16 protein-coding genes are annotated in these 15,800 nt (G+C 68.2%); 5 read left to right on the top strand and 11 right to left on the bottom strand.

What is annotated here, in order from left to right; genetic code table 11:
• Positions 1-26: 26 nt before the first annotated feature.
• The 3 genes from JYG37_RS04420 to JYG37_RS04410 all read right to left on the bottom strand — a co-directional run bounded on the left by JYG37_RS04420 (position 27) and on the right by JYG37_RS04410 (position 3,510).
• Positions 27-1,277 carry an Hsp70 family protein gene (locus JYG37_RS04420; protein ID WP_213345907.1) on the bottom strand — a complete coding sequence of 417 codons (1,251 nt, stop codon included), beginning with the start codon at positions 1,275-1,277 and terminating at the stop codon, positions 27-29.
• Between the two features lie 187 nt (positions 1,278-1,464).
• Complete coding sequence (locus JYG37_RS04415) at positions 1,465-2,070, bottom strand: nitroreductase family protein (protein ID WP_069619473.1); 606 nt, start codon at positions 2,068-2,070, stop codon at positions 1,465-1,467.
• Between the two features lie 156 nt (positions 2,071-2,226).
• A complete protein-coding gene (locus tag JYG37_RS04410) occupies positions 2,227-3,510 on the bottom strand; it encodes an MFS transporter (protein WP_089434493.1) in 1,284 nt (427 codons plus the stop codon).
• Between the two features lie 218 nt (positions 3,511-3,728).
• Between JYG37_RS04410 and JYG37_RS04405 the strand changes: the two genes are divergently transcribed.
• Both JYG37_RS04405 and JYG37_RS04400 read left to right on the top strand, forming a co-directional pair.
• Positions 3,729-4,349, top strand: coding sequence for a TetR/AcrR family transcriptional regulator (locus JYG37_RS04405; RefSeq protein WP_050013084.1), 621 nt, complete (start codon positions 3,729-3,731; stop codon positions 4,347-4,349).
• A gap of 76 nt (positions 4,350-4,425) precedes the next feature.
• Positions 4,426-4,998 (top strand): DUF1415 domain-containing protein, encoded by a 573-nt coding sequence (locus tag JYG37_RS04400; protein ID WP_050013085.1) that lies wholly within the window; start codon positions 4,426-4,428, stop codon positions 4,996-4,998.
• A gap of 46 nt (positions 4,999-5,044) precedes the next feature.
• Here the strand turns inward: JYG37_RS04400 and JYG37_RS04395 are convergent, their stop codons facing one another.
• The 5 genes from JYG37_RS04395 to JYG37_RS04375 all read right to left on the bottom strand — a co-directional run bounded on the left by JYG37_RS04395 (position 5,045) and on the right by JYG37_RS04375 (position 8,917).
• Positions 5,045-5,935, bottom strand: coding sequence for a class I SAM-dependent methyltransferase (locus JYG37_RS04395; RefSeq protein WP_050013175.1), 891 nt, complete (start codon positions 5,933-5,935; stop codon positions 5,045-5,047).
• Positions 5,936-6,024: 89 nt separating this feature from the next.
• Positions 6,025-7,158: a methyltransferase gene (locus tag JYG37_RS04390; RefSeq protein ID WP_176015593.1), complete on the bottom strand. Its 1,134-nt coding sequence runs from the start codon at positions 7,156-7,158 to the stop codon at positions 6,025-6,027.
• A 134-nt stretch (positions 7,159-7,292) separates the two neighbouring features.
• Positions 7,293-7,625 (bottom strand): YegP family protein, encoded by a 333-nt coding sequence (locus JYG37_RS04385; RefSeq protein WP_124557592.1) that lies wholly within the window; start codon positions 7,623-7,625, stop codon positions 7,293-7,295.
• A gap of 154 nt (positions 7,626-7,779) precedes the next feature.
• Positions 7,780-8,274 (bottom strand): LEA/WHy family protein, encoded by a 495-nt coding sequence (locus JYG37_RS04380; RefSeq protein ID WP_089488124.1) that lies wholly within the window; start codon positions 8,272-8,274, stop codon positions 7,780-7,782.
• A gap of 433 nt (positions 8,275-8,707) precedes the next feature.
• The gene (locus tag JYG37_RS04375; RefSeq protein ID WP_160300508.1) at positions 8,708-8,917 is read right to left on the bottom strand and encodes a hypothetical protein; all 210 of its coding nucleotides are present in this window, start codon (positions 8,915-8,917) and stop codon (positions 8,708-8,710) included.
• Between the two features lie 17 nt (positions 8,918-8,934).
• On the opposite strand from JYG37_RS04375, the gene JYG37_RS04370 reads away from it, so the two are divergent.
• Complete coding sequence (locus JYG37_RS04370; RefSeq protein WP_124594063.1) at positions 8,935-11,103, top strand: M1 family metallopeptidase; 2,169 nt, start codon at positions 8,935-8,937, stop codon at positions 11,101-11,103.
• A gap of 122 nt (positions 11,104-11,225) precedes the next feature.
• Here the strand turns inward: JYG37_RS04370 and JYG37_RS04365 are convergent, their stop codons facing one another.
• Complete coding sequence (locus JYG37_RS04365) at positions 11,226-12,146, bottom strand: LysR family transcriptional regulator (protein ID WP_050013090.1); 921 nt, start codon at positions 12,144-12,146, stop codon at positions 11,226-11,228.
• 161 nt (positions 12,147-12,307) lie between these two features.
• Here JYG37_RS04365 and JYG37_RS04360 point away from each other — a divergent pair, with 161 nt between their 5' ends.
• Both JYG37_RS04360 and JYG37_RS04355 read left to right on the top strand, forming a co-directional pair.
• Positions 12,308-13,285: a quinone oxidoreductase family protein gene (locus JYG37_RS04360; RefSeq protein WP_050013091.1), complete on the top strand. Its 978-nt coding sequence runs from the start codon at positions 12,308-12,310 to the stop codon at positions 13,283-13,285.
• A gap of 23 nt (positions 13,286-13,308) precedes the next feature.
• A complete protein-coding gene (locus JYG37_RS04355; protein WP_080334215.1) occupies positions 13,309-13,461 on the top strand; it encodes a DUF1427 family protein in 153 nt (50 codons plus the stop codon).
• Positions 13,462-13,480: 19 nt separating this feature from the next.
• Here the strand turns inward: JYG37_RS04355 and JYG37_RS04350 are convergent, their stop codons facing one another.
• Positions 13,481-14,509, bottom strand: a complete 1,029-nt coding sequence (locus JYG37_RS04350) for a transporter (protein ID WP_050013092.1) — start codon at positions 14,507-14,509, stop codon at positions 13,481-13,483.
• 212 nt (positions 14,510-14,721) lie between these two features.
• Positions 14,722-15,693: a cell envelope integrity TolA family protein gene (locus JYG37_RS04345; protein ID WP_050013093.1), complete on the bottom strand. Its 972-nt coding sequence runs from the start codon at positions 15,691-15,693 to the stop codon at positions 14,722-14,724.
• Between the last annotated feature and the right edge of the window lie 107 nt (positions 15,694-15,800).

Raw genomic sequence — 15,800 nt, 5'->3', positions numbered from 1 at the left:
CATGGCGGCCCGTAGCCGCCCGCCGTTCAGCCGAACAGTCGCTGCGCGTGAATGCCGAGCCCCGTCGCGACACTCGCGAGGCGATCGCCGAACACCGGCTGCGCATCCGGGAACGCACCGGCGAGCGCGCCGGACAGGAATGCAAGCCCCGTCGAACCGCCGGTGAAATACAGCGCACCGACGTCGCGCGGCGCCACGCCCGCGAGCCGCACCGTCTCGCGCGCGGCGTCGACGATGCGCGCGGTATCGTCGCGGCTCGCGTCGACGAGGCGATTCGCGTCGAATGCGATCAGCAGATCCTCTTCCACGTCGTTCAGGTCGATCATCGTCTCCCCGCCCGCCGCGACCCCGATCTTCGCTTCTTCCGCACGCGCCATCAGCGCGTGCCCGAGCCGCTGCTCGACCACGCTCGTGAGCCGGTCGTACTGCCGCACGTCCTGGTACAGGTGCTTCATCAGCCTCAGCTCGCCGACGCGCTTCGGCGTGTAGACGGTGTTGATCAGATGCCAGGTCGCGAGATCGAAGTAGATCTTGTTCGGCAGCTCGCGCCCTTCCGGGTCGAGCGAACGGTAGCCGAATGCGGGCAGGATCGCCGCCAGCTCGACACGCCGGTCGTAGTCGGTGCCCGCGACGTGCACGCCGTGGTGCGCCAGCACGTCGTCCTTGCGCTCGAGCCGCGCCATCCGCGCCGGGCCGACGCGCACCAGCGAGAAGTCGGACGTGCCGCCGCCGATGTCTGCGACCAGCACGAGACGCTCGGCCGGCTGGCGCGATTCGTAGTCGAATGCGGCGGCGATCGGTTCGTACTGGAAGTGAACGTCCGCGAAGCCGACCGATTGCGCGGCCGCCTCGAGCTGATCCTGGGCGAGACGGTCGGCGCGCGGATCGTCGTCGACGAAGAACACCGGCCGGCCAAGCACCGCGCGGCCGATCGGCGCGCCCGCGCGCGCTTCGGCCTTACGCTTCAGGTGCGTCAGAAAGCGCGCGATGATTTCGGTGTACGCGATCGCGCTGCCGTCGCCGAGATCGGTTGTCGTTTCCGCGAGCGGCGAGCCGAGGATGCTCTTCATCGAGCGCATCAGCCGGCCGTCGAAGCCGTCGATATAGGAAGCCAGCGCCGCCCGGCCGTATTCGACCGTCTCTTCGTCGTTGTTGAAGAAGATCGCGGTGGGCAGCGTCAGGTGGTCGCCCTCGACGGGCGCGAGGCGCATGCCATCGCCGTCGGGCAGCGCCACGGCGGAATTGGACGTGCCGAAATCGATCGCGCAGTAAGTCATGGGAAATTGCCGCAGCAGGCCGGCGCGAAAACGGAAAGGACCGGCTTTTTAACATGAAGCCCGCGGGATCACAACCGGGGCCGGCCACCGGGGCCGCGCAACGGGCGCCGGTGGCGACGGCGCGCGGCGTGGCGCGCCGGAAACGGGCGCGGACAGGATGCGCGACGCAGCCTGCCCACCCGCGGGGTCAGGCCGCTGCGTCGAAGCTCTTCTTCCACGCACCCGCGTAGACGACTTCGCCGAGCGCGTGGCGCGTGCGCGGCGCCTTCTCGCGATCGCGCAGCACGGGATCGAGCTTGTCGACATTGCCGTAGTGGCCGAGCGAAATGATCGACACGATCGCGACATCCGCCGGAATCGCGAACGCGTCGCGGAATGCCTTCGCGTCGAACCCGCTCATCTGGTGCGCGGCGAGGCCGAGCGCGTGCGCCTGCAGCACCAGCGACATCGCGGCGGCGCCGGCGTCGTACAGCGCGGTCGGCGCCGGCTCGCCCTTCGGCGTCAGCGTGTGCGCGGTGACCGCGATCAGCACCGGCGCCGGTGCATTCCAGCCCTGGTTGAACGGCACCAGCGTCGCGAACGCGCGCTTGAACGCGTCTTCGTCCTGGGTGCGATCGAATACGATGAAACGCCACGGTTGCGCGTTGTACGCGGACGGGGCCCAGCGTGCCGCTTCGAGCACCGCGTGGAGATCACCGGCGCTGACGGCTTCATCCGAATACGCGCGGGGGCTCCAGCGGCCCGCGATCAGATCGTGAATCGAAACAGTGGTGGGAGCAGGTTTGACGGACATGCGGTTCCTCGCTGACATCGATGAAGGGGCGCGAACGCCCGGCGAACCGCAAGCATACCCGCTTGAGCGACAGCGCGCCCGATCCTGCCGCGCTATGCAAATCGCCGCGCGTGCAATGGCCGGCCGCAGCGTGTGCGGCCGGCCGGTCCGCCGCGCTCAGGCCGCCTGCGCGGCCGCGCGCGACGGGCCGCGATTGATCCGCAGCACGATCAGCGCGCCGACGATACACAGCCCGCCCGAGATCATCGACGCGATCGTGTAGGTGCCGAGGCTCGCGCGCAGCAGCCCGGCGCCGAGCGCCGCGAACGCCGCGCCGAGCTGGTGGCCGGCGACGATCCAGCCGAACACGACCGGTGCGGCGGCCTTGCCGAACACGTCGGTCGCGAGCCGCACGGTGGGCGGCACGGTCGCGATCCAGTCGAGCCCGTAGAACATCGCGAACAGCGGCAGCCCGAAGAAATCGATCCCGAACGCATGCGGCAGGTAGATCAGCGACAGCCCGCGCAGCCCGTAGTACCAGAACAGCAGCACGCGGTTGTCGTAACGGTCGGACAACCATCCCGACAGCGTCGTGCCGAACAGGTCGAACACGCCCATCGCCGCGAGCAGCGACGCGCCCTGCACTTCGGTCATCCCGTAGTCGCTGCACATCGCGATCAGGTGCGTGCCGACATAGCCGTTGGTGCTCGCGCCGCAGATGAAGAAGCTGAAGAACAGCAGCCAGAAGTCGCGCGAGCGGCTCGCCATCAGCAGCGTGCGGAACGCGACCGCGAGCGGATTCTCCTTCGTCGCATCGGGCGCCGCCGGCGTATCGGCCGGCTCGCCGTACGGGCGCAGCTTCACGTCGGCCGGCCGCTCGGGCAGCAGGAACGCGACCAGCGGAATCACGATCGCGGCCGCCACCGCGACGACCAGCACGACCGGCCGCCAGCCGTGGCGCTGCGCGATCGCCGCGAGCATCGGCAGGAACACGAGCTGGCCGGTGGCCGTGCTCGCGGTCAGGATCCCCATCACGAGGCCGCGCCGCGCATGGAACCAGCGCGTGACGAAGGTCGCGGACAGCGTCAGCGCGACGACGCCCGTCGAGCAGCCGACCATCAGGCCCCAGATCACCACCATCTGCCAGCTCTGCGTCATCATCGACGACAGCGCGACGCCCGCGCTCATCGTCACGAGCGCGGTGAGGATCGTCGGACGCAGCCCGAAGCGCTGCATCGCGGCGGCCGCGAACGGGCCCGTCAGGCCGTACAACGCGATGTTCACCGAAATCGCCAGCGAAATCGCCGCGCGGCTCCAGCCGAGTTCGCGTTCGAGCGGCACCATCAGCACGCTCGGCGTCGCGCGCGTGCCGGCCGCCGCCAGCAGGATCAGGAATACCACCGCCGCCGCGAGCCATCCGTAATGGAAGCGCCCGCCGATTCGTGTCACTGCCCAGTTCATCTTCACGTTCTCCAGTTGGCGGTTCCGGCGCCATCGCACCACGCCGCCCCGACCAGGCCACCTCCGCCGCGCATTTCAACATCGGCTGACCCGGGCCGACGCTTGGCATTCGTCTGTCGATCCGGCCGCGATTGTTACCGACCGGTCACAACTGTGTTGCGATCGTAGTTACCAGTCGGTAACATGTCAAGCAATCCATTACGTAGTCGAGGGCCATCATGTCGGGCATCGAGGTCGCCAAACCGCTGGCGCGGCGCACGCGCCGGCCGATCGACGGCGCCACCGCGCAGGAGCATCTGCTGCGTGCCGCCGAGGAGCTGTTTTACAAGGAAGGGGTGCGCACGGTCGGCGTCGAGGCGGTGGTGGAACGCGCGGGCGTCAACAAGATGAGCCTGTACCGCCAGTTCTCGTCGAAGGACGAGCTGATCCTCGCGTATCTGGAACGGATGGACGCGTGCTTCTTCGAGCGGCTCGACACGAGCGCCGCGAAGCATCCGGGCCAGCCGAAGGCGCAGTTGATCCAGTACTTCGCCGATCTCGCCGAGCGCGCGACGCAAAAGGACTATCGCGGCTGCCCGTTCGTCAACGTCGCCGCCGAATTCCCGGATGCGTCGCACCCGGCGCGCGAACGCGTCGCGCAGAACAAGGAGCAGCTGATGAAACGGCTCGTCGCGCTGTGCGAAGGCGCCGGCGCGCGGCAGCCGAAGGCGCTCGCCGATGCGCTCGCGCTGGTGGTCGAAGGCATCTATGCGGCCAGCCAGACCTACCGGCATGGCGAAACGCCGATCGGCACCGCGCCCGCACTCGTCACGCAATTGATCGAGGCGGCCTGCGCGTGACGGGCCGCGCGCGTTCGTCCCCGGCGCGCCCGCTACAATGCGGCCCTCTTCGCCCTTCCGCCCGACTGGTATCACGATGACCGACACCCGCCCCGATTCGCACGACGACATCCTCGCCGCCACGCGGCACTGGCTCGCGCGCGCGGTGATCGGGCTCAATCTGTGCCCGTTCGCGAAAAGCGTCTACGTGAAGGAACAGGTGCGCTACGCGATCAGCGAAGCGACGACGCTGGAGGACGCGCTCGCCGAACTCGAAACCGAGCTGCGCGCGCTGGAAGCGGCGGACCCGCAGCAGGTCGATACGACGCTTGTGATCTACCCGCACGCGTTCGCCGATTTCGTCGACTACAACGATGCGCTGTTCTTCGCCGAGCGGCTCGTGCGGCAATTGCGGCTCGACGGCGTGCTGCAGATCGCGAGCTTCCATCCGCAATACCGGTTCGACGGCACCGAACCCGACGACATCGAGAACTACACGAACCGCGCGCCGTATCCGATCCTGCACTTGCTGCGCGAGGACAGCATCGCACGCGCGGTCGACGCGTTCCCGGACGCGTCCGCGATCTACGAAAAGAATCAGGAAACGCTGCGCCGCCTCGGCCACGAAGGCTGGCGCGAATGGATGCGCCGGCCGGGCGACGACGTGTGATGCGGCGTGCCACGCGCGGCGCGGGCGCCATGCCCGCGCGACCGCGTCAGCCTTCGGCCGGCTCGACGGCGGCGTCGCCCGCCGCGGCGGCTTGCGCGACGAAGAAGCGCTCGTTCAGCTCGGCCAGCCCGAACATCGCGAGGATCTCGTTCAATCGCTCGCCCGGCTTGCGGCGCGGCAGGTTCTTGTACTGCGCGATGATCAGCTCGTTCTTCATCGAATGCTCCCAGCCGACGAGCTCGGTCACGCTGACCTGGTAGCCATGCGCCTCGAGCTGCAGGCAGCGCAGCACGTTGGTGATCTGGCTGCCGAATTCGCGCGTATGCAGCGGATGCCGCCACACCTCGGTCAGCGCATTCGCGAGCGACTTGCCCTTGTTCCTGCGCAGCACGCCCGCGACTTCCGCCTGGCAGCACGGCACCAGCACGATGTGCTGCGCGCGCTTCGCGAGCGCGAAGCGGATCGCGTCGTCGGTCGCCGTGTCGCACGCATGCAGCGCGGTGACGACGTCGACCGTGTCGGGCAGTTGCGGCGACGTGATCGAATCGGCGACCGACAGGTTCAGGAACGACATGCCGCCGAACCCGAGCCGCGCGGCAAGCTCGGTCGAGCGCGCGACGAGTTCTTCGCGCGTCTCGATGCCGTACACGTGCGACGCGAACGCCGGTGTGCCGTGCCCCGGCTGCTGCTTGAAGAACAGGTCGTACAGGATGAAACCGAGATACGACTTGCCGGCACCGTGATCGACGAGCGTCACGTGGCCCTTGTCGGCCTGCACGCCGGCGAGCAGCGGCTCGATGAACTGGAACAGGTGATAGACCTGCTTCAGCTTGCGGCGGCTGTCCTGGTTCAGCTTCCCGTCGCGGGTGAGGATGTGCAGTTCCTTCAGCAGCTCGACGGACTGCTCCGGGCGGATTTCGTGGGTCTTGTTCGACATCGTGAAGCGCCGCCGGGCCACGGTCGGTCGACCACGGCCCGGCGGCGGAAATTCGTGAGGAATGGCGGTAGTTTACCGAAAATACGCGGTCAGGCCCGGGCGCCCAGCCGCCACAGCGACGTGACCTCGGCGCGACGCGCCGCATGCAGCGGATCGTCGGCGTCTGTCGACTTCGGATGCGCGGGGCGGATGTCGTCGCGGCCGAGCACGACGAGACCGGCTTCGTCGATCCATTGCAGCAAGGTGTCGCGCGGCCGCAGCCCGAGATGCTCGGCGAAATCGGACAGGATCAACCAGCCCTCGCCGCCCGGCTCCAGATGCGCGGCCAGCCCCGCGAGGAAACCGCGCAGCATGCGGCTGTCCGGGTCGTAGACCGCGTATTCGATCGGCGCGCTCGGCCGGGCCGGCACCCATGGCGGGTTGCAGACCACGAGCGGCGCACGGCCGGTAGGAAACAGGTCGGCCTCGACGATCTCGACCTGGCCCGCATGGCCGAGCCGCGCGACGTTCTCGCGCGCGCAGGCGAGCGCGCGCGGATCCTGGTCGGTCGCGACGACGCGCTCGACGCCGCGCGACACGAGCACCGCCGCCAGCACGCCGGTGCCCGTGCCGATATCGAACGCGAGCGACGTCGCCGGCAGCGGCGCGCGCGCGACGAGCTCGACGTATTCGCCGCGCACCGGCGAGAACACGCCGTAGTGCGGATGGATCGGCGCGCCGCCGAGCGCCGGGATCGGCACGCCCTTCTTGCGCCACTCGTGCGCGCCGACGAGGCCGAGCAGTTCGCGCAGCGACACGACCGACGGCACACCGCCGGGGCCGTACGCCTCCTCGCAGGCCGCCCGCACGTCGGGCGCGCGGCGCAGCGGGATCGTGTAATCGGCGTCCAGCGGGATCAGCAGCATGCCGAGCGTGCGGGCGCGCTGCGATTGCGCGAGACGATGCAGGTTGAACGCATCGACGCCGGCCGCGGCTTTCGCCTTCTTCGGTTTGCGTTCGACACGGCGCGCCATCGCCTGCAGGAGCTGGCGCGCATTCTGGAAGTCGCCCTGCCAGACGAGCGCGGCGCCCTCGCAAGCGAGACGGTAGGCCGCATCGGCCGTGAGGCGGTCGTCGGCGGGCACCGCGCGCTTCGGCGGTTGCACGCCGGCTTCGGAACGCCAGCGCACGGCATGATCGACGCCGTCGGCGTCGGTCCAGTGGAAAAGGGGGAAATCGGTCACGCGAACTCGGTACGGTTGGCTTCAACGGCGGCGAGAATTCACCGCGCGGACCACACCATACCGCGCTTTGCCCGACCCGGCAAAACGGGCGCCGCGACGGCCGCCCGAAGGCATCCGCGCGGCGCCACCGTCAATCAGCCGAGATCGTAGGTTTCCGCAGTGGGCGCATCGCGCTTGACGGCCGCGATGCCGTTGTCGCGTGCCTGCGCGCTGCTGTACGTTTCGCTCGTGCCGATGACCTGGTGGTTCGCTGCCTTCAGGTTGAACATGGGCTCACCGTTGTGGGCGAGCTTGCGCTCGTAGCGCTCGTCAAGCGGCGCGTTTTCCCGCACGGACGCGATCCCGTTTCTCGCGCCGCTTTTCTCCTCGTACCGCTCGCTCGCGAGGATGATCTCGCCGTTCGCCGACTTCAGGTGGAAGTAGTACTGGCCGTTCGTGGCCTTCTTGAGCTCGAATTTTGCCGCCATGGAATTCCCCTAAAAGAATGTCCGACCCTCGGACATCCGCAAGTGTAAGGAGGTCCATCGACAAAAGTCGACATATCACAAAGATAAGCGTCAAAGAATGTTAAATGGTGAATTTTCAGACACATTTGACCGACGTTGAAGTTGGCCGAACGATCTATCCGCCCCACCCCGGCAGGGTCGGCAGGCGCAGCGTGCCCGCGTCGCTGAAGTGTACGGTGCCCAGCCCGCTGCCCGCGAGGCGGCCGCGCAGCGCATACGGCAGTTCGCCGTTCGCGGCCGCGCCGGGCAGGTTCCACGCCTGCCGCGCAGCCGCGAACGCCGACACCGAAACCGGCACGTCGAGCACGGCCTCGCCGAACCGCGGCACGGTGCCCGCCCGGTCGCTGACGCCGCTCGCGAACGGCGTGCCGTTCAGGTCGAGCGAGACCGAGATGCCGTCGTAGTCGATCGGCGCATCGGTCGGATTCTGCACGCGCAACTTCAGGCTGAAGCGCATCTCGAGACCCTGCCCGACGAGCGGGTCGAGCCCGGCGACCGACACGCGCACCGGCTCGCGCATGAGCCCCGCGCAACCGCCCAGCAGGAACCCGACGACGAACAGCAGCAGCACGGCGCGCAGCGGCGCGAGACGGGATAGGGTACGTGGCATGGGAAGGTCTCCTCGCGGCAAGCGGTGAACGGGGCGCGTCGCTGCATTGTACCGACCGAGCCTGTACCGGCCGTGCCGCCCGTCACCGGATTTCGTAGTTTCCGCGGCAACGCAAGATCGTTAATAGATTAAAACTACGAAATTTCCGGCTAAACGGAAATCGCATTAATGACTTCCAGCATTCAATGAAGCGCCCGGAATTCAATAGATGCTCTTTCTAAATTTTTCGTTTCCTTTACCCAAAACCATCAAGTATATTTACGCATCCTTGGAGCAAGCCGACAAACCTTGAAGCCGCATGACGGCGAATTTACGGGACGGCGACACGCTGTCCATCCGTCCTGCGGCCTGGCCCGGCCAGCCCCGTAGGTCGTCGGTTCAAAGGGATTGCGCGCCCGCGCCGGGCGCGCGGCCCCGTGTCGTGCGCGCGAAATCAATTCAGTACAACACGCGCCCGGCCATTTTGAACCGGCCAGTTAAACGACATCCGGAAATTCAGAGGGGGCAGTAAACCATGATTACCTTCACGTAGTCGGCCGCCGTCTTTTTCGAATAATCCGTCATTGGCATTTTTTCGCTGTTGATTAAACGGCGAGGGGATCGCTTTTGCCGGTGTTTTCGCAGCACTGAACGATTCATTCAACAATCGAGGTTTCAGTCATGTCGATTCATATTCGCAAGATGCGTTATCTGCCGCTCGTCGCCGCACTCGCGCTCGCCGGGTGCGGCGGCGACGACGGCGGTGCGGGCTCCGCTTCCGCGCTCAGCTCCGCCGGCGCGCCGCATACGGGCTCGTCGCCCGCCGTCACCGCGCCGCCGAGCGCCTCGAACATCGACAAGAGCGTCCCGCCTGTCGAATTGCCGGACACCGTGGTGCCTGTGAACTACCGGCTGTGGTTCCGCCCGAACGACGCGTTGAACGCGTTCGACGGCCGCGCCGACGTCGAGATCAAGGTGCTGAAGCCGGTCAACAACATCGTGATCGCCGGCCACCGGATCAAGTTCACCAACGGCCGCATCACGCTGCAGCCGGGCAACATCCAGCTGATCGCGACGCCGCAGGACAAGGGCGACTTCTATCAGCTGCGCCCCACTGCCGGCACGATCGCACCGGGCAACTATTCGCTGCACATGGAGTGGTCGGGCATCATCAACTTCAAGTCGTATGACGATCCGGTCAACCAGACGGGCGGCAGCTGCGGCGACGATCCGTACCCGGGCTGCTCGGCCGCAGAAGGCGTGTTCCGCGTCGACCTGAAGGGCACGGATGGCAAGACGAGCGGCGCGATCCTGACGCAGGGCGAAACCAACCTGTCGCGCCAGTGGTTCCCGGGCTGGGACGAGCCGGCGTTCCGCCCGACCTATGAAGTGACGGCCGAAGTGCCGCAGAACTGGCGCGTCGTGTCGAACGCGGCCGAGAAGCCGTCGACCAACGTCGGCGGCGGCTACAAGCTCGTGCAGTTCGAGAAGACCCCGCCGATGCCGTCGTACCTGCTGTTCTTCGGCGGCGGCCTGTTCGACACCTACGAGGACGACTTCACGAGCCCGCTGCCGGGCGGCAAGGGCGGCCTGCACCTGCGCGTGTTCACGCCGCCGGGCATGAGCGACTGGGCGAAGCCGGCGATGGACCGCACCAAGCAGGCGCTCGACTACTACTACCGCTACACGGGCATCCCGCTGCCGCTGACGAAGTTCGACACGGTGGCCGCGAACGACGCGTTCAAGGAGCAGAAGGACCTGAATTTCGGCGGAATGGAGAACTGGGGCTCGATCCTCGAATTCGCCGACGACATCCTGCCGCAGCCGGGCCAGCCGATGTCGCGCTACGGCAACGAAGTGCTGACGCACGAAGTGGCGCACCAGTGGTTCGGCGATCTCGTGACGACCGACTGGTGGGACAACGTGTGGCTCAACGAATCGTTCGCGACGTTCTTCGAGACGAAGACGACGATCCAGTTCTTCCCCGACGAGTTCAGCTGGCTCGACCAGGTGAAGAACAAGTATCGCGTGATCAATCGTGACATCGGCCCGAACGCGTTCCCGGTCGCGCCGAACTTCAACGACTGGGCGTCGAACGACTTCGTGCTGAGCGCGAGCGCGTTCACGTACGACAAGGGCGGCCACGTGCTGAAGACGCTCGAGAACTATCTCGGTGAGCAGACGCTGCGCAAGGGTCTCCAGCAGTACCTGGTCGACTACTCGTTCGGCAACGGGACGCCGAAGCGTCTGTGGGACGCGCTGTCGAAGGAAAGCGGCCAGTCGGTCGGCCCGATCGGCGACAGCTACGTGCGTCAGACCGGCGTGCCGCTGATCTCGCTCGACACGCAGTGCGACATGACGAAGAACCAGACGATCGTCACGCTGAAACAGCAGCCGTTCCCGAACAAGAACGCGTATCCGGGCCTGCAATGGACGGTGCCGATCACGCTCGCGTACGGCCAGGGTCTCGCGAAACGCACGACGCTCGCGCTGAAGGACACGCAGGCGCAGACGCGGATCGACGGCTGCACGGGCGTGGTCGCCGACCCGAGCGGTCTCGACTACTACGTCGTGAACTACAGCGACGCGGCGTGGAGCGGGCTGCTCACGCAGGTGAACGGCTCGACCGATCCGGTGCTGCTGGCAAACCTGAAGAGCGAAGCGGCGCTGCTCGTCGCGAACAACCTCGCGCCGGCTTCGCGCTCGACGTCGATCGGCTCGGTCGCTTCGCCGGCCGCGATGAAGCTGCGCCAGACGCCGACCTTCGGCGGCATCGAGCCGGTGACGAAGGAACGCCCGGCACGGCAATACCAGGGCCTCTTCAAGCCGCGCAAGGTAGTAACGCAGTAACGGTGCAGATCCGGCCGGCGCCGCGCGCCCCGCGGCGCCGGCCGGCGTACCGGTTTCTCCGACCTGTTGACGGGCCTCGCATGCGAGGCCCTTTTTTCATGCGGCACGGCGTTCGCCGACCGTCACGCCCATGCGGCATCCCACGCCGGCTGCGCGAACCACGTGGCGAGGAACGCGACGAGCCGCGACGTGCGCGCACTGCCGCGCGGCTGCTGACGCAGCACGTGAATCGTCGCCGGCTCGGGCGCCGCCGCGTACTGCGGCAGCAGCGCGCGCAACCGTCCGTCGCGCAGCGCGTCCGCCACGAGCCAGGTCGGCAGGTGCGCGAGACCGAGCCCGTCGATCGCCGCCTCGAGCAACGCTTCCGAATGATTGCTGCGAAACCGCGGCTGCGCCGGCACGTGACGGCGCTCGCCGAAGCGCCATGCGCCGGGCGGCGGTGCGCCATGCCACGCGAGACAGTCGTGGCCGGCGAGCGCGTCGGGCGAGGCGGGCTCGCCGCGCCGGGCGAGGTAGGCCGCGCTCGCGCACAGCACGCGCCGCTGCGGCGCCAGCACCGTCGCGACGAAACGCGTGTCCTCGAGCGGGCCGATGCGCACCGCGAGATCGACGTCGGAGCCCAGCCGTGCGCCCTGCAGGTCGACCATGCTGTCGGTCAGCACGAGATCGACCTGCAGCGCCGGATGACGCTGCATGAACGCGGCCAGCGCAGCCATCAGGTGCCGCCGGCCGAACGGCGCCGGACAGTCGATGCGCAGCAGGCCGCCCGGTTCGTCGTGCTGGCTGTGCAGGTCTTCCTGTAGTCCGCGCAGTTCGGCCAGCATGCGGGCCGCGCGCCCATATAGAAGCTGCCCGGCCTCGGTCGGCCGCAGCGCGTGCGTGGTGCGATGCAGGAGCCGGATGCCGAGCTGCGTCTCGAGCCGGTCGATGCGCCGCGTGACCGACGACGCGGCGACGCCGAGCCGGCGCGCGGCCGCCGAGAAGCTCTGCTGATCGACCACGTCGACGAACAGCGCGAGGTGCGGGGAAAGGAAGTCGTCCATGCGGGGGCCTGCTGATTTGGCTATGCGGATAACGCAAAACAATCATCCACCTTTGCACGTTTCCGTGTCAAACCGGGCCCACTAGACTGCATTCACCGGTTTCATCCGCCGCACGCGCCGGCCCGCCGGGCCGGGCAGCCGCCATCTTCACGGAGATCATCATGCGCAGCATCCGCTTCGACACCCCCGCCGCCGACATCGAGTCGCTCGACGCGCGGGTCCGGGACATCGCCCCGCCCGTACCGGCCGACGGCCAGGTGCTGATCGAGGTGCGCGCGGCCGGCGTGAATCCGAGCGACGTGAAGGCCGCGCTCGGCCGCATGCCGCATGCGGTGTGGCCGCGCACACCAGGGCGCGACTGGGCCGGGATCGTGCGCAGCGGCCCCGACGACTGGATCGGCGCGCCGGTGTGGGGCTCGGGCGGCGATCTCGGCGTCGGGCGCGACGGTTCGCATGCGGAATGGCTCGTGCTGGACGCCGCGCACGTGCGTCGCAAGCCGGGCGTGCTGACGCTCGACGAGGCGGCCGGCGTCGGCGTGCCGTTCGTCACCGCGTACGAAGGCCTCCGTCGCGCCGGGATGCCGACGGCCGACGACGTCGTGCTCGTGTTCGGCGCGAACGGCAAGGTCGGTCAGGCCGCGATCCAGCTCTCCACCGCGCGCGGCGCGACCGTGATCGGCGTCGAGCGCGGGCCCGGCGACTATCGCGGTCACGCGTCGGGCGACGTCCACATGATCGACGCGTCGAGCCGCACGGTGGCCGACGCGGTGCGCGAGTTGACCGGCGGCCACGGCGCGGACGTCGTCTACAACACGGTCGGCAGCCCGTATTTCGACGCGGCGAACGCGTCGATGGCGATCGGCGCGCGGCAGATCTTCATCTCGACGATCGAGCGCAGCGTGCCGTTCGACATCTTTTCGTTCTATCGCGGCCAGCACACGTTCGTGGGCATCGATTCGCTGCAGCTCGGCGCGGCCGCGGTCGCGCAGATCCTCGACACGCTCGCGCCCGGCTTCGGCAACGGCACGCTGCGCCCGTTCCCGATCGGCGACGACCACGTGTACCCGCTCGAGCGTGCGCACGACGCGTATCGCGCGGTGCTGGCCGGCGCGCGCGAGCGCGTCATCCTCAAGCCCTGACGCCGGACCTACAGGAGACCGCCATGATGGATTACGTGACCTCGCTCGCGGTGGGCATCGGTGTCGGCGTGTTGTACGCGCTGCTGCACGTGCGCTCGCCGGCCCCGCCGCTCGTTGCGCTCGTCGGCCTGCTCGGGATGGTGATCGGCGAACGCGCGATCGCGCTGCTGCGTTGATGCGACGCCCGATGCCGCGCTAGCGATCGTCGCGGCGTCGGAACGCCCACCACGCGGCCAGCGCGGTGAAGCCGGCAACGAGCAGCACCATCAGCCAGAAGCCGTGCTTGTTCTCCGAGAACGGCACGCCGCCGACGTTCATCCCGAAGAAGCCCGCGACGATGTTGATCGGCAGCGCGATCACGGTGACGAGCGTCAGCGTGAACAGCGTCCGGTTGTTCTGCTCGTCGAGGCGCGAACCGATCTCTTCCTGCAGCAGCTTGATCCGCTCGTTGAGCCCCGCCAGATCGGCGAGCACCAGCGAGAATTCCTCGGTCGACTCGCGCAGCTCCTGCACGTCTTCCGTGTGCAGCCACGCGGGCGGCTTCGCGAGCAGCCGGAAGACCGAGCCGGGCTCCGGCGCGAGCATGCGCTGCAGGCGCGTCAGCGTGCGGCGCATCGCGCCGAGCTCGCTGCGGCTCGACGTGAGCCGCTGCGACAGGAAGCGATCCTCGATGCGGTCGACGTCGATGCTCGTGCGCCGCATGATCTGGATCAGCAGGTCGGCCTGATCGCGCAGCAGATGCACGAGCAGCTCCGCGGGCGAGCGGAACAGCTCGCCGTCGCGCACGGACGCGCGCAGCGTGTCGACCGAGCGCAGCGGCTTGAGCCGCGCGGTCACCATGATGCGCCGCTCGACGTGGACGAACAGCGTCGCGATCTCCGACGGCGTGAGCTCGAGATTGAACATCACGTCGTTGACGATCGCGCGCAACGCGCCGTCCTCCTGCTCGATGCGCGTCGAGCGCGAGCCTTCGTGCAGGAATTCGAAGAAGCTGTCGGGCAGCCCGAGATGCGTGCGCATCCAGCGCTCGCTCGCGCCGTGCGCGAGATTGAAATGCAGCCAGACGAAATCGCCCGATGCGGCCGCGCCGTGCTCGCGGCACGTGCGCAGCCACGCGGCGGCCGCGTCGGCATCGAGCAGCGCGCCGGCGCCGCCCGGAACGAAGCGGAATCCGCACACCATGCCGGACGTATCGGCGCCGTAAGTCTGTACGATCAGGTCCATCGTGTCGAAGGGGGTGCGGCGCGCGGCGCGCCGCACATCGCGGGTCGCGGACCCGCGCCGGGAAAAGAAAGGAAACGTATGCCCGACGGGCGTGACGCGTTCGTGACAGCGTCACGCGGCATCATACCGGCAGCTTCTCCGCGCCTCCGAAATCAACGCGCCGCCCGATGGGCGGCGCTGACAGGGAAGCATCGTGGCGTGCGCGACGCGCGTTACTGCCGCGTCTCCGACTGCGCGGCGCTCGGGCACGCGGGATCCTTGCCCCAGTGGCCGTCGCACACGCGCCAGCGGCACAGCTGATCCTCGAAGAAACCGCGCTCCGAACACTCCTTCACGCGCGTCCCCAGCGAGCCGCCGGTCGCGGCCGTCTTGGTCGGCACGGCCTGCGCCTTCTGGGCGGCGAGTTTCTTGTCGGCCGGCTTCGTGCGCGCGACGAGCGCGGCGAGCAGATCGGCATCCGGATCGTCCTTCGCGCCCGCCTTCGCGGTTCGGGTCGGCGCCGCTTCGCGGCGCTTCTTCGCCTGCGCGAGCTCGGCCTGCTGTTCCTTGCGATGCTTGCGGGCTTCGGCCTTCGTGTCGGCCTTCGCATCGGTCTTGCCGTGGGCCGCGGCCTTCGTGCTCTTCGACGCGTCGGCCTTCGCCGTCTTGGTCGTCGCCGCTGCCGCGGCAGCCGCCGTTGCGGCGACGCCGGCCGTGGCCGCCGCGCCCGAACCCTCGTCGGTGCCGTTGGCGAGCGCACGCGACAGGCGGCTGTTGTCCGCGGCGGAAGCGGATGCGGATGCAACGGTCTGGGACGCCGAATCGTCGTTGACGATCGTGGCCGGTTGCGCGGCCGGTGCAGCGGATGCGCCATTCTGCGCGACCTGCGCGGCGCCGCCGCTGGCCGGTGCGGCCTTGGCCGGCGCAGCCGCCGCCGGTGCCGGCGCGGCCGCGATCGCGGCAGGCTGCTCGCCCGGCGACTGCTGCATGCGCCACGCGCCCCAGCCGCCGACGGCCACGACCAACGCCACGACGGCGGCGATCGGCGCCTTCAGCGAACGGCGCGGCGGCTCGGCGGGCGGCGTGACACGCCCTTCCAGATCCGCGAGAATGCGCGACTGCCGAGGTCCTCCCTCGCCTGCCGGTTTAGTATCGGACAGCAGGCTGGGCGGAGTTTTCGAATTTGAATTTTCCGGCGCACTCATTCAGCGTCTCATTGAATCCTGGTTTAATTCACCGCGATAATATAGCCCGGCCTCTCGAAGCAGCCTGATTCTAAGAGCAAGCATTGCAAAACACAATCAATTCCAAT

The organism is Burkholderia sp. LAS2, assembly GCF_018417615.1.
Taxonomy (GTDB): Bacteria; Pseudomonadota; Gammaproteobacteria; order Burkholderiales; family Burkholderiaceae; genus Burkholderia; species Burkholderia sola.
Note: the sequence above shows the minus strand (reverse complement) of the source record. Positions and strands in the feature narration are given on the sequence as shown.